The sequence below is a fragment of the Janthinobacterium lyxosi genome (assembly GCF_051380665.1).
GTDB lineage: Bacteria > Pseudomonadota > Gammaproteobacteria > Burkholderiales > Burkholderiaceae_D > Janthinobacterium.
Genome location: NZ_JBNYXM010000033.1, coordinates 1 through 16164 on the forward strand (window position 1 = coordinate 1; position 16164 = coordinate 16164).

Sequence of the window (16164 nt, forward strand, 5' to 3'; positions counted from 1 at the left end):
GTAGGAGATGACACTACCTAATGGATCCGTCTCGCTCAGCAACCGGTGACTGGCGTCATACACATACAGCGTGAGATTGCCTTTGTCGTCCTTGCGGCTAACAAGATTGCCGAAGGCGTCGTAGGCATACGTGTGGGTGCCACCGTCTGGGGTGACTTCCTGGATCATGTGGCCGGCGGCATCGTAAAGCGCAGTGCTGAGCTGCCCCGATGGCGGCGCGGCATATACCAGATGACCGGTGTTCGATACGGTGGTTTTTTTACCCAGCGCATCCGTCACCACATCAAGCCGGTGGCTTGGGGTGTACTGATAGGTCGTCGCATTGCCATTGCCATCACGCAGCGCAATCAGACTGCCGACATTATCGTAGGTATAGGTAGTGATGCCGCCGAGCGCATCACTTTTGCTGGCCAGGCGGTTGTCCGCATCATACGCGTAGCGCGTGATGCTGCCCCGGCCATCGATTACCGCAGTGCGGTTGCCAGCGGCATCATAGGTATAGCTGGTCGTGATACCGGATGGATCGGTGACACTAAGCAGGCGGTTACCGCCGTCATAGGTGTAACGGGTCACGTTGCCCGCTGGATCGGTGGCGTTGCTGCGGTTGCCCACGCCATCGTAGGCAGTCAGGACGGTATTGCCCAGCGCATCGGTCTCAGCGATAACCCGGTTATTGATATCGTAGCTGTAAGTGGTGGCATGGCCATTGGCATCGGTGACAGAGGTACGGTTGCCGGCTGCATCATAACCATAGCTGGTGACATTGCCCAGCGCATCGGTCTGGCTGACCAGGCGGTTGGCGGCATCATATGCATAGGTGGTAATGCGGCCGCTGCCTTCACTCATCGTAGTGCGGTTGCCTACAGCATCATAGGTGTAAGTGAATACCTGGCCGGTTGGTCCGGTTTCACTAAGGCGCCGGTTGCCCGCGTCGTAGGTATAGCTGGTCGTTCCATAAGGCGATCTGCCGAGGCTAATCAAATTGCCGACGGCATCGTAACCATATGAAAATGACCCTCCACCTATTATGTCTTCGTAGAGAAGACTGCCATTCTCGGCATATTTCTTTTCGAATGTAGCCCCGTTCCCCTCGGTCATGCGATCCAAAAGCCGCGTCTGCAGGAACTGCGTCGTGCTGCCCAGCGCATCGGTCGTACTGACCAGCGCATGGTCAGAATACGTATGCTGGGTGATGTTGCCCAAGCCATCGGTTTCCGTGATGCGGTTACCCACGGTATCGTAGCCGTACATAACTACATTTCCCAAGGGATCGGTCTGGCTCACCAGACGATTGTCCGCATCGTAGCCGTAAGTGGTCACCTTGCCGTTGCCGTCGGTGGCCGTGGCCTGGTTACCGGCCGCGTCAAACGTATAGGCGACCGTCTTGCCCGATGGATCGGTGATTAGCACCAGGCGATTGCGTGCATCGTAGGCATAGCGCGTGGTATTGCCGTTCGGGTCCGTGACGCTGCTGCGGTTGCCGCGCGCATCGTAGCCATACGAAATGACATGGCCCATCGCATCGGTCTGCGACAGCAGACGGTTGTTGGCGTCGTAGGCAAAGGTGGTAACGTGGCCATTGGCGTCGGTCAGCGTGGTGCGGTTACCGGCATGGTCGTAGGCATAGCGGATGACATGGCCAAGCGCGTCGGTCTCGCTGATCAGCTGGTCGTCTATATCATAGGCATAGGTGGTGACACGGCCCAGCGCATCTGTACTGCTGACGCGGTTGCCGTCGGCATCATAGCGATACGTGACTTTGTTGGTGTCGCCCTTCCGTTCAGTTAAGAGATTGCCTGCAGCATCATAGGTATTACTGACGTAACCACCAAACCCGCTCATGGCAGTAAGCTTGCCAAGCGTGTCATAGCTATACGAGGTGGCGCGGCCACCCGACCCGGACTGGAGCGTCAGGTGATGGTAACCGTCATATTCGTAACGCGTGACTTCGCCATTGGCCTCGGTCATGCTGGTGCGGTCACCGTTAGTGTTGTAGGCATAGGTGGTGACATTGCCCAGGGCATCGGTTTGGCTCAGCAGCAGGTTGCCGGGGCCATATGCATACGTTGTCGACCGATCCTTGCCGACGGTTTTTTGCGTGACGTTACCCGCCGCGTCATACACATAGCTGGTGCTCGTGCCGAGCGCGTCGGTTTCGCTCAGTAGGCGGTTACGCTGGTCATAGGTATAGCGAGTGATGTTGCCATCGGCATCGCGCACGCTGATGCGGTTACCGGCCGCATCGTAGGCATAGCTGGTGACATTGCCGGCCGCATCCGTTTTCGCACTCAGGCGGCCATTCTGGTCATAGGACGAGGTGGTGGCATGACCATTCCCATCGGTGACCGAGGTGCGACGGCCGGCAGCGTCATAGGTGTAGCCGGTGACATTACCCAGCGGATCGGTTTCACTGACCAGGCGGTTTACCGCGTCATAGGCATATTGCGTGACATGGCCATTGCCATCGGTGATGCTGGTGCGGTTGCCTGCCCCATCATAGCCGTAGGAGATGACACTACCTAATGGATCCGTCTCGCTCAGCAACCGGTGACTGGCGTCATACACATACAGCGTGAGATTGCCTTTGTCGTCCTTGCGGCTAACAAGATTGCCGAAGGCATCGTAGGCATACGTGTGGGTGCCACCGTCTGGGGTGACTTCCTGGATCATGTGGCCGGCGGCATCGTAAAGCGCAGTGCTGAGCTGCCCCGATGGCGGCGCGGTATATACCAGATGACCGGTGTTCGATACGGTGGTTTTTTTACCCAGCGCGTCCACTATCGTGTCGAGCCGGTGGCTTGGCGTGTACCCATAGGAGATGGCATTGCCATTGCCATCACGAACCGCAATCAGATTGCCAACATTGTTGTAGGTATAGGTAGTCACCCCCCCGAGCGCATCGCTCACACTGGCCAGGCGGTTGTCCGCATCATACGCATAGCGCGTGACGCTGCCCCGACCATCAATCACCGCAGTGCGATTGCCGGCGGCGTCATAGGTATAGCTGGTCGTGCTGCCGGACGGATCGGTGATGCTGGACAGCCGATTCCCGCCGTCGTAGGCGTACTCGGTGACATTGCCCGCCGCATCGGTGACCCTGCTGCGGTTGCCGGAACCATCGTAAGTCGTCAGGATGGTATTGCCCAGCGCATCCGTTTCGGTAACGATCTTGTTATTTATATCGTAGGTGTAGGTGGTGGCGTGACCATTGGCATCCGTGACCGAAGTACGGTTGCCCGCCGCATCATAGCCATAACGGATGACATTGCCCAGCGCATCGGTCTGGCTGACCAGACGGTTGGCAGCATCATACGCATAGGTGACCGTGCGGCCGCTGCCTTCACTCGCCGTAGCAAGATTGCCGGCGGCATCATAGGTGTAGGTGAGGACTTGGCCGGTGGCACCGGTTTCACTGATGCGGCGGTTGGCCACATCGTATACATAACTGACCGTGCCGCCCTGTGAACTCCTGGTGCTGGTCAGGTTACCCGCCGCGTCATACTGATAGGTAAGGAAACCGCCGACTACGTCACGATACTGCGGTCTGCCATCATAGAAACGCACCTGGTCAAACACCTGGTCGCTAGCATCGATAATACGGTTTCGTCCTGGCGTGTCGACAAACGAGGTCTTGTTGCCCAGCGCATCGCTGGTGCTGGTCAGTGCATGGTCCGAATAGGTGTGCCGCGTCACGTTGCCCAAGCCATCGGTTTCCGTGATGCGGTTACCCACGGTATCGTAGCCGTACATAACTACATTTCCCAAGGGATCGGTCTGGCTCACCAGACGATTGTCCGCATCGTAGGCGTAGGTCGTCACCTTGCCATTGCCGTCGGTGGCCGTGGCCTGGTTACCGGCCGCGTCGAACGTATAGGCGATCGTCTTGCCCGATGGATCGGTGATCAGCGCCAGGCGATTGCGCGCATCGTAGGCATAGCGCGTGGTATTGCCGTTCGGGTCGGTGACACTGCTGCGGTTACCACGCGCATCGTAACCATAGGAAATGACGTTACCCAGCGCATCGGTCTGCGACAGCAGACGGTTGTTGGCGTCGTACGCGAAGGAAGTAGTATTGCCGTTGGCGTCAGTCATGCCGGTGCGGTTGCCGGCATGATCGTAGGCATAGCCGATGACATGGCCGAGCGCATCGGTTTCGCTGACCAGCTGATTGTCGGCATCATACGCATAGCGGGTCACCTGGCCGAGCGCATCAGTACGGCTGATGCGGTTGCCTGCCGCATCGTATGCATAACTGACCTGGCGCGTGTCGCCACGCTGCTCGGTCAGCAGATTTCCCGCCATATCGTAGGTATTGGTGATGGAATCGGCATAGCCGTAGGTACTGGTCAGCCCGCCCAGCACATCATAGTTGAAGTACGTCGCATTGCCATGTACATCAGTCTGCGCGGTTAAATAGTGGTACGAGTCGTAGCTGTATTGGGTAACCTCACCATTGGCCTCGGTCATGCTCTTGCGGTCGCCATTAGTGTTATAGGTATAGGTCGTCGTATTACCTGAAGCGTCCGTCTGGCTGAGCAAAAGGTTTCCGGCGCCATACACATACGTCGTCGCATGCTCGTTAGCATCGGTGGCCTGCGTGACGTTACCCGCCGCGTCATACGCATAGCTGGTCGTGTTGCCAGCAGCATCCGTTTCACTCAGCAGACGATTGCGCTGGTCATAAGCATAGCGGGTGACATTGCCATCGGCATCGCGCACGCTGATGCGGTTACCGGCCGCATCGTAGGCATAGCTGGTAACGTTCCCAGCACCATCCGTTTGCGAAGCCAGGCGGCCGTTCTGATCATAAGCTGAGCTAGCGGTATGGCCATTGCCATCGGTGACCGAGGTGCGGCGGCCCACAGCGTCATACGTGTAGCGAGTAATATTGCCCAACGGATCTGTCTCGCTCACCAGGCGCTTCGCGGCATCGTACGCATACTGGGTAACATGGCCATTGGCATCGGTCACGCTGGTGCGGTTTCCCGCACCGTCATAGCCATACTTGACGACATTGGCGAGTTGATCAGTCTGGCTCAGCAGGTGGTGACTGACATCATAAGCAAAGGTACTTGCTGCGCGATAACCGATTTGTTCACTCGCCACGTTTCCAAAAGCATCATACGTGTAATTGGTCGTCACACCCGCGCTGTCGGGTCCACTCAGTGTGCGGCCAAGGTTATCAGAATAATATGAGTCGAACTGTCCGCTAGCGTATACCGCGTGCAACACGTTCCCGCCATCGATAAACTGCGCTGAATTGCCCTTCGCATCAGCGAACGATGCCAGCCGATGATTTCGCGCATATGTGTACGCGGTGACGTTGCCATTACCGTCAGTTTCGCGAGCACGATTACCCACGGTATCGTAGAGGTAAGAAACAATGATGCCGAGCGCATCGGCCACGCTGGTCAGCCGATTGTCCGCATCATAGGCATAGCGGGTGATGCTGCCCCGGCCATCGATTACCGCAGTGCGGTTGCCAGCGGCATCATAGGTATAGCTGGTCGTGATACCGGATGGATCGGTGACACTAAGCAGGCGGTTACCGCCGTCATAGGTGTAATGGGTCACGTTGCCCGCTGGATCGGTGGCGTTGCTGCGGTTGCCCACGCCATCGTAGGCAGTCAGGACGGTATTGCCCAGCGCATCGGTCTCAGCGATAACCCGGTTATTGATATCGTAGCTGTAAGTGGTGGCATGGCCATTGGCATCGGTGACAGAGGTACGGTTGCCGGCTGCATCGTAACCATAGCTGGTGACATTGCCCAGCGCATCGGTCTGGCTGACCAGGCGGTTGGCGGCATCATATGCATAGGTGGTAATGCGGCCGCTGCCTTCACTCATCGTAGTGCGGTTGCCTGCAGCATCATAGGTGTAAGTGAATACCTGGCCGGTTGGTCCGGTTTCACTAAGGCGCCGGTTTCCCGCGTCGTAGGTATAGCTGGTCGTTCCATAAGGCGATCTGCCGAGGCTAATCAAATTGCCGATGGCATCGTAACCATATGAAAATGACCCTCCACCTATTATGTCTTCGTAGAGAGGACTGCCATTCTCGGCATATTTCTTTTCGAATGTAGCCCCGTTCCCCTCGGTCATGCGATCCAAAAGCCGCGTCTGCAGGAACTGCGTAGTGCCGCCCAGCGCATCGGTCGTACTGACCAGCGCATGGTCAGAATACGTATGCTGGGTGATGTTGCCCAGGCCGTCGGTTTCCGTGATGCGGTTGCCGACCGCATCGTAGCCGTACATAATGACATTGCCCAGCGGATCCGTCTGGCTCAGCAAACGGTTATCCGCATCATAGGCATAGGCCGTCACCTGGCCATTGCCATCGGTGGCGGTGATCTGGTTGCCGGCTGCATCAAAGGTATACGAAACTGTCTTGCCGGACGGGTCTGTGATCAGCGCCAGGCGATTGCGTGCATCGTAGGCATAGCGCGTGGTATTGCCCTTCGGGTCCGTGACGCTGCTGCGGTTGCCGCGTGCGTCGTAGCCATAGGAAATCACATTTCCCAGCGCATCGGTTTGCGACAGCAGGCGGTTGTTGGCGTCGTAGGCAAAGGTGGTAACGTGGCCATTGGCGTCGGTCAGCGTGGTGCGGTTGCCGGCATGGTCGTAGGCATAGCGAATGACATGGCCAAGCGCGTCGGTCTCGCTGATCAGCTGGTCGTCTATATCATAGGCATAGGTGGTGACACGGCCCAGCGCATCTGTACTGCTGACGCGGTTGCCGTCGGCATCATAGCGATACGTGACTTTGTTGGTGTCGCCCTTCTGTTCAGTTAAGAGATTGCCTGCAGCATCATAGGTATTGCTGACGTAACCAGCAAACCCACTGACGGCAGTGACCTTGCCAAGCGTGTCATAGCTGTACGAGGTAGCGCGACTACCAGCTCCGGACTGAAGAGTCAGGTGGTGGTAACCGTCATATTCGTAACGCGTGACTTCGCCATTGGCCTCGGTCATGCTGGTGCGGTCACCGTTAGTGTTGTAGGCATAGGTGGTGACATTGCCCAGGCCATCGGTTTGGCTCAGCAGCAGGTTGCCGGGGCCATATACATACGTGGTCGCCTGGTCCTTGCCGTCAGTTTTTTGCGTAACGTTGCCAGCCGCGTCATATACATAACTGATGCTCGTGCCGAGCGCGTCGGCTTCGCTCAGCAGGCGGTTGCGCTGGTCATAGGTATAGCGAGTGATGTTGCCATCGGCAGTGCGCATGCTGATCCGGTTACCGGCAGCATCGTAGGCATAGCTGGTGACATTGCCGGCCGCATCCGTTTCCGCACTCAGGCGGCCATTCTGGTCATAAGACGAGGTGGTGGCGTGACCATTGCCATCGGTGACCGTGGTGCGCCGGCCGACAGCGTCATAGGTGTAGCCGGTGACATTGCCCAGCGGATCGGTTTCGCTGATCAGGCGGTTCGCCGCGTCATACGCATACTGCGTGACATGGCCATTGCCATCGATGACGCTGGTGCGGTTGCCAACAGCGTCATAGATGTAACTGGTAACGTTGCCAAGCGGATCCGTCTCGCTCAACAGCCGATGGCTGGCATCATAGCCATACAGCGTGAGATTGCCCTTGTCGTCCTTGCGGCTCACAAGATTGCCGAAGCCATCGTAGGCATAGATGTTGGTGCCACCGTCCGAGGTGACTTCCTGGATCAGATGGCCGGCGGCGTCATGCAGCGCGGTGCTGACCGGTCCCGATGGCGGCGTAGTATAGATCAGCTGCCCGCTGCTCGATACCGTGTTTTTTTTGCCCAGCGCATCCACTATCGTGTCGAGCCGATGGCTCGACGTGTACTCATAGGCGATGGCATTGCCATTGCCATCACGAACCGCAATCAGATTGCCGACGCTATTATAGGTGTAGGCGGCAACCCCTCCGAGTGCGTCGCTGACGCTGACCAGACGGTTGTCGGCATCATAGGCATAGCGCGTGACGCTACCCCGGCCATCGATCACGGCAGTGCGATTTCCAGCGGCATCATAGGTATAGGTAGTCGTGCTGCCAGAGGGATCGGTGATGCCGAGCAAGCGGTTCAGGCCATCGTACGCGTAGCGGGTTGTATTGCCTGCCGCATCCGTGACACTGCTGCGGTTGCCTGCCCCGTCATAAGTAGTCTGGGTAGTACTGCCCAGCGCATCAGTCTCGGCAACGAGTCGGTTATTGATATCGTAGGCATAAGTAGTGGTATGGCCGTTGGCATCGCTGACGGAAATGCGGTTGCCAGCAGCATCATAGCAATAACTGGTGACATTACCCAGTGCATCGGTCTGGCTGACCAGGCGGTTGGCGGCATCATACGCATAGGTGACGGTACGGCCACTACCTTCGCTGCTAGTCGCGAGGTTGCCGGCGGCGTCGTAGGTGTAAGTGAGTACCTGGCCGGTCACACCCATTTCGCCAATGCGGCGGTTGACTGCATCGTATATGTATTTGTACGTGTCTACATATGCGAATTTTCGCGAATCCCAAGCGCTGATCAGGTTACCGACTGCATCATAACTATAAGTAAGATATCCGCCACCGACCATGTCTTCATACCGCAGATTCCCGCCCTCCGAATAGGACTTCAGGAATGTCGCGCCATTTGCCTCCGTCATTCGCTGCGATATTGGCGTATGGAGGAATTGAATTGTTGTTCCCAGCGCGTCAGTCGTGCTCGTGAGCGTGTGATCGGAATACGTATGCCGGGTTACGTTACCGAGGCCGTCCGTTTCGGAGATGCGATTGCCCACCGCGTCATAGCCGTAAGTAAGGACATTGCCGAGCGGGTCGGTCTGGCTGGCCAGGCGGTTATTTGCGTCGTAGCCGAACGTGGTCACATTGCCGTTGCCATCGGTGGAAGTACTCCAGTTGCCAGCCCCGTCAAAGGTATACATGACTGTCTTGCCGGAAGGATCGGTGACCAACACCAGGCGATTGCGCGCATCGTAGCCATAGCGCGTGGTATTGCCGTTCGGGTCGGTGACGCTGCTGCGGTTGCCGCGTGCATCATAGCCATAGGAAATGACGTGACCCAGCGCATCGGTCTGCGACAGCAGGCGGTTGTTGGCGTCATACGCGAAGGTGGTGATGTGGCCGTTGGCGTCGATCAGCGCGGTGCGGTTGCCGGCATGATCATACACAAAGCGGATGATATGGCCAAGCGCGTCGGTTTCACTAAGCAGCTGGTCTTCTGCATCATAGGCGTAAGTGGTGACCTGGCCCAGCGCATCGGTGCGGCTGGTACGGTTGCCATTGGCATCATAGCCATAGGTCATTTTTCCGCCAGGGCCACCGGTTTCCGTCAGCAGGCGGCCTGCTGCATCATAGGTATACGCTGCAACAGCTGCATAGCCGCTGATATCAACCAGATTGCCCAGCGTGTTATAGCTGTAGAACGTATAATTGCCGCGCGCATCAATCTGGTAATTCAAATGATGGTAGTGATCATATCGGTACTGCGTGACCTCGCCGTTGGCCTCGGTCATGCTGATGCGGTCACCGTGAAGGTTATAGGCGTAGCTGGTAATGTTTCCTGCAGCATCAGTCTGGTTGAGGAGCACGTTGCCAGGGCCATAGGTATATTTCGTTGCCTGATGATTGCCGTCGGTTATTTGTGCGACGTTGCCAACCGCGTCATATGCATAGGTGGTCATACTGCCCAGCGAATCGGTTTCGCTCAGCAAACGGTTGCGCTGGTCATACGTATAGCGGGTCACATAGCCGGCGGCATCGCGCACGCTGACCCGGTTGCCGGCCGCATCATAGGCATAGCTGGTGACATTGCCAACCGCATCCGCTTCGGAACTCAGACGGCCAATGCTGTCATAGCTGTAGCGCGTCACATGGCCATTGCCATCCATAACCGTGGTGCGCTGGCCTGCCGCATCATAGCTGTATTCAGTGATATTGCCCAGCGGATCGGTTTCGCTGACCAAGCGGTTGGCCGCGTCATAGGCATACCGCGTGACATGCCCATTACCGTCTGTGATGCTAGTACGATTGCCGACCGCGTCATAGCCGTAGGAGGTGATGGCGCCAAGCGGATCGGTTTGGTTCAGCAAGTGATGACTGGCATCATACGCATACAGTGTGACATTGCCTTTTCCATCCGTCATGCTGACGCGATCGCCAAACAGGTCGTAACTGTAGCTGGCAACAGCACCATCTATCGTCGTTTCCTTGACGATATGGCCTGCGCTGTCGAAATACGTATCGGTGTTCCCAAATCCGTCAGGGCCACGGAAGTCGACTTCGAGCGTATAGTAGTTAAAACTGCTACGGTTCCCTTGAGGATCGATCATGGTGATGACCCGGTACTTCGCGTCGTAAGAATAGGTCGTTACGTTTCTGCCGCTGTCCGTTACCCGGACACGATTCCCGGCAGCATCGTAAGCATAAGCTGCAACCTGGCCGATGGCGTCACTGACGCTGACCACCCGATTTTCAGCATCGTATTGAAAGACCCTGATTTGGCCGTTGGGATCGATGACACCGGTGCGGTTGCCCGCGGCATCATATGTATAAGACGTTGAATTTCCTGCTCCGTCAGTTTCAGTGACTAACCGGCTGTTCTGGTCATACAGATATGTGGTTGTATTGCCGTTCGCGTCGGTTTCTCCCACCTTATTGCCAGCAGCGTCGTAGCTGTACCGGGTCGTTTGACCAAGGGCATTGGTCTGGCCAGTCAACCGCCCGAGATCATCGTAAACATAGGTGATAGCATGGCCATTTGCATCAGTCAGCGAGGTACGATTACCTGCCGCATCATAGGTAAACGAAGTGACATTGCCCTGCGAGTCCGTCTGACTGACCAGTTGGTTGGCTGCGTCATAGGCAAACGTCGTCGTGCGAAGAGCGTTCTCGGTGGTCGATGTACGATTCCCTTCCAGGTCGTAGGTATGGACGAAATCTCCCTGCACGCCTTTTTCCCGGATCAGGCGATTGGCGGCATCATAGGTGAACTCGGTCGTCGCGATATTGTTGCTGCTCTTGACGCGATTTCCGGCAGCATCATAGACATACGTATTGGTCTCGCCTTTGCCATCAGGTTCGGTCAGAACACGGCCCGCCGTATCATAGGTATAGCTGAATGTCGTGCCCAGGGCATCCTTGACCGAGGCGAGATTGCCGGACTTGTCGTAACTGAACACGGTGAAATTACCAAGCGCATCGGTTCTTGTGATCAGGCGATTCGCACCATCATAGGTGTGGTTCGTGGTATGACCATTCTCATCCGTCTCGCTGACAGTATTTCCCGCCGCATCGAGTATCCGCGAGACGCTGTTGCCAAGCGCATCCGTCTGGCCGACCTGGCGGCCTGCGGCATCATAAGCATAACTCGTGCGGTAACCATTCGCATCTGTCATGCCGGTACGATTGCCGGCGCCATCGTACTCGTAGCTGACGGTTGCACCATCAGCACTGGTTTCCGAGATCAGACGGTTCGCGGCATCAAACTGGTAGCGGGTAACATGACCCGCCGCATCGGTCACCGCGGTACGGTTGCCATTGCCATCGTAAGAGTACGCCAGGGTATGGCCAAGAGCGTTCGTCTCTGTTATCACGCGATTGGCACTATCGTAAGTATAGACGGTGGTATTGCCGTTAGCATCGGTGCTGGCCGCAAGATTGCCGTTAGCGTCATACGTATGGTCGGCCCGAGCGCCCAGCGGCGTTGCCACCGCCACCAGACGCCCATCGGCATCATATGACGAAACAATGCTGTTTCCCTTGGGGTCTGTTGTACTGGTCAGCTTGCCATTGGAGTCATAGGTGTAGGAGAATTTTTCTCCCTCATAATTTATGCTGGCCAACAGATGCTGAGTGGCATCGTAGGTGTACTTCGTTGCATGACCGCGCGGATCGGTCACGGTTGCAACATTGCTGTTCAAGTCATATGCATACGTCGTGACAAGGGCCAGTCCGAGCGGATCAGCGATCTCCCTGATCCGGCGGCCCAGCGCGTCATAGTCGTATTGGGTTGTCGTGACAGTAGTGCCATGGCTGCCCTGCGTAACACTCAGCGTGCGCCCTTGGCCATCGAATGTGTACTGCGTCCACAGATTCTGGCCCGCCGGATCGATGGTGACCCGGGTGGCGTTGCCGTTCAGATCAAATGCCGTTACTGTCTTGACGCCATTGGGATCCGTGGCGGAAATCGCTCTGCCCAGAGCATCATATTCATAGCTCGTGCGCAAAGCCAGCCCATCGGCATCGACTGTTTCGGCCAGCAGGCGGTTTGCCACATCATATGAATACTCAGTCCGCACGCCATTGCGGTCGGTGCTGCTCATCAGACGATGTTCCGTATCGAACGCCCTGCTCTGCGTCTGTCCGGCCGCGTCCCGGATGGTGACCAGATTCCCATCCAGATCATAATCGTAGCGCGTCGACTGGCCGTTGCCGTCTTTGACGACAACGACCTGACCATGCAGATTGGTCTGCGTCGCTGACTGCACGCCGCCAGGGGTGGTCATGGTTGTCGTTCGCGTGACCTCGTCGTATGTATAGGTGGTGAGATTGCCCAAGCTGTCGCGGCGGGTCAGGATGTGATCGAAAGCATCGTAGCCCGTGCGGCTGACAGCACCGAGCGCATCGCGCGTGACCACCACGCGGCCGGCCCGGTCATATTCGGTAAGAAACTGCTGCCCTTTGGGATTCGTAGTGGAGACCATGCGTCCAAACGCATCGTACTGGATGGTATCTGATACCAAGGCATAGTCCACCTCACCGCCGCGGCTGGTCTGTAAACCACGCTTGTCATAGGCAAATCGCGAGGTTTCAAGACTGCTGCCGCTGCCGGCGCGAACCTCTTTCGTAAGGTTGCCGAAGGCATCATAGGTAAGGGTGGCCGTCTTGCCCAGTGCATCGGTCAAGGCGATCGCCTGTCCGCTCAGATTGTAGCGGGCCGCCGTGCTAGCGTCGGCCAGCGGATTGGCAAGCGCGGCGAACAGCGTCGCCAGCGCGGCATTGTCGCCGCCTGACAGCGACGAGACCGCGATCCGGCCCGCGTAACGTGTCGTGCCCACCGCATCTCCGAACGCATCATACGTGGTTCCTTGTACTTCGCCCATGGCGTTGACGCTATGCGTCAACCGGCTCGCGGCGTCATAGAAATACAAGGTCGTATTGCCGGCGCTATCTTTTGATGTGGTCATGCGACCGTCAGCGTCGTAGGTGTAGCTTTGCGCGTGCGCAGCCCAGACCGCAGCATCATGTGCAGCGTCACCATCGAGCAGCACCACCGCGCTACCCGACAATCTTCCGATGATGCGCCCGAGCAGGTCAACCCGGATATGCTCGCTGCGCTGCTCTTCGCTTTGGGCCGCCGTCGTGACGGCAATCAGCGCACCTGACTCATCGTAGGCATAACGTGTAACCGCACCGCTGGCGTCGCTCTGCGCAACGAGTTGATTGCGCGCCGTATAGCTGAACGTGACAAGTTGGTCGCCGGCTGCCGCAACGGGACGTACCTCATCCAATGCCGCGCCTTGCACATAGTCGCGTGCAGGATTGCTATAGCGAATGACCGCCGTCACATTGCCGTTGTCATCGTAGCGTGTTTCGGTCAGGTAGCCGTTACCGTCGAGCCTGCCCGTCTGCTGTCCACGCACATTGTAGAAAAACCGCACCTGGATGTCATTTACCGATTCGATTGGAATCAGCATGTCCAGCGTATCGGTGGTGACCGATCCGGCAGTAGCCGCTTGCGTGGCATAGGCCAGTTGGCCTACCTGGTGCCCCGCAGCGTCATACTGATAGCGGATCAGATACGATTCAGCATCCAGCGTGGCGTTTACCAGGCCGTCGCCGTCGTAAAAGATACGGCTGTAGCGGTCGCTTTCAGATCCGTAGGGATAAATGAAGGCATCGGCATCGGAATAGAATAAGACGTAGGGTGGCGTTCCGGTTTTGAAGATGCCAGTCAGCCGTGACGCCGCATCATAGGTATTTCTGATGCCGTTGCCGGCTGCGTCAAAGCTCCACTGCAAGCGGTTATCGGCATCATATAGATTGCGAGTGAGGCGGTCCGCGCTGCTGGCGGCCGGGCGGACCGATGCCAATGATGGATTCAACGGCGTCCCGGCGCTGTCAGCCAGCAGGGACGGTGCCACCAGGGTCGCATACGCAATCTGCCGCACCAGGTTACCATTCCTGTCGAACGCTTTCTCCGTCAGCGCGCCAGTGGGATCCACTTCGCCGACTTGCCGTCCGGCTGCGTCATACAAGTAGTGCGTGGTCAGGCCCAGCGGATCTTGCCGAGCAATCAGATGGTCTGCGGCGTCGTAGGTATAGCGTGTGGTGCCAAGCACGGTATTATTACGGGTATCATTTTCAATCACGCTGGCCAGCCGGCCGTCGGCCGTGTAGGTGGAAATCGATTGCAGGCCGTTGGTCAGCAAGGAAATCGTCCTGCCGTGCGCGTCATCGTACTGGATCACGCTCTGCTGCCCGAGGCTGTCTGTTGTTGTCAGCAGCCGGTTCAGGCCATCATACGTATAACTCGTTGTTGCACCACGCGCATCAATCGATTGCAGCAGGTTGCCGCGCTGATCCCTTACATAGATCGTATTGGCTTGCGTGGCATCGGTCTGGCTCGCAAGCTGGCCGCGGAAATCGTAGGAATAGTCGATCCGCTCTACACGGGATGGGTCCTGCTCATCGCTCCACTGCGCCATTTGCGCCAGTGTCGGCGACGTTGTGGCATCCAGACCGCCAACAGCATAAGCGGTATATGGATAGTGGATCTGTGCCGTGCGCTGGCCCAGGCTGTTGTAGCGGTATTCGCTTACTCGGCCCGCCGGGCTGATATCAAAGCGCAGGTTGCCGGCCGCATCATGCACATACCGGCTGGTCTGGCTCAGTGAGGCCGATTGCAGTGTATAGGTTTCCGATGGCCGCAAGGTGCGGGTCATTAGTTGATTGGCGCCGTCATAGGTACTGACGGTGGTATTGCCCAAGCCATCAGACTGCAGAATCTGGTTGCCATTGACGTCATATGCCATCGTCACGCTGTTCAGGTTGGCGTCGACAATCCGGATTACATTGCCATGCGCATCATAGGTATAGCTGGTGCGTGCCGTCGTTCCGTTCACTGCGGGCGCGGTAACGCTCAGTAATTGGCCTGCGGTATCGTAAGCAAACAGCGTCACCGCGCCCAGTGCATCGGTCATGGCGGTGGTGCGCGCCTCGGTATCATATGACCATCTGGTGGTCTGCCCCGACGCATCCGTTATGCTCGCCAGGCGGTACTGCCCTGCCGCCAGCACATAGGTGAACGCCTGACTGCTGCCGTCGCTCTGGCTGATGCCGGTGAGACGGATGCTGTCGCCATCGTAACCATAACTGGTGAGGTAGACATTGCCATCGGCAATACTATTGTCTTCCGGCGTGAGATCGACACTGACGCTGGTCAGGCGGTTGGCGCTGTCGTAGGCATAACGAGTTGCCGTCTGGGTGACTCCCTGGCTCACAACGCGGATGCTGGTAAGATTGGTACCGGCATAGTCAAACAAGGTCGTATCGCCAGAGGCGGCGACCATGCTGTTGATCAGGCCTGCGGCATCGTAAGTGAAACCGGTGAGATTACCGTTCGCATCCTGAGCCGACACCAGGCGTCCGTCTGCATCGTAGGTTTCGCGTGCAAGGTTAGTCCCGTCTATCCATGTCCAGCGCGCCGGCGCGGCGCCACCCGCTTCGTACGACAGCGAGCTATAAGCGCCTGCACCTGCCGTGCCGACATACTGCCCTTTTTCCGGATCATAAGTATAAAGTTCGGTGGCGCCATCGCCGCCAACCCGCGTAACGGTGCTGCCAGCACTGTTGATTTCGCCTGTCAGCTGAAACACTTTGGCGTAGGCGCTCATGCGCCAGTTATCGCCATTGTCGCCATCGCCGGCAGCACCACTGCCATCCGTTGCCTGCCCCTGGCTGTTGTAGGTGCGCAGCAGATACGCGTCAATGCCCGCTGCGGCCAGGAACTCGTCCTGCGATTGCAGCATCAGATTGCCCGTGGCGGCATTCAGGTAAGCGCGCGAACCATCATGGCCCACAACGGCAGTGCCTATCAAGCCGCCTGGTCCCAGATTATGCAGGGAGCCATTGCTTAGTCCAAGTCCGTTGCCGCTTACGATTCCTACCATGGAAAATCTCTCGAGTTGATCATA

The 16164-nt window shown here is 57.4% G+C and carries 1 protein-coding gene; it reads right to left on the reverse strand.

The features are described 5' to 3' along the window. On the reverse strand, positions 1 to 16140 hold a 16140-nt coding region (locus tag ACQ4WP_RS24380; protein ID WP_436525154.1), incomplete at its 3' end, for a hypothetical protein. Between the last annotated feature and the right edge of the window lie 24 nt (positions 16141 to 16164).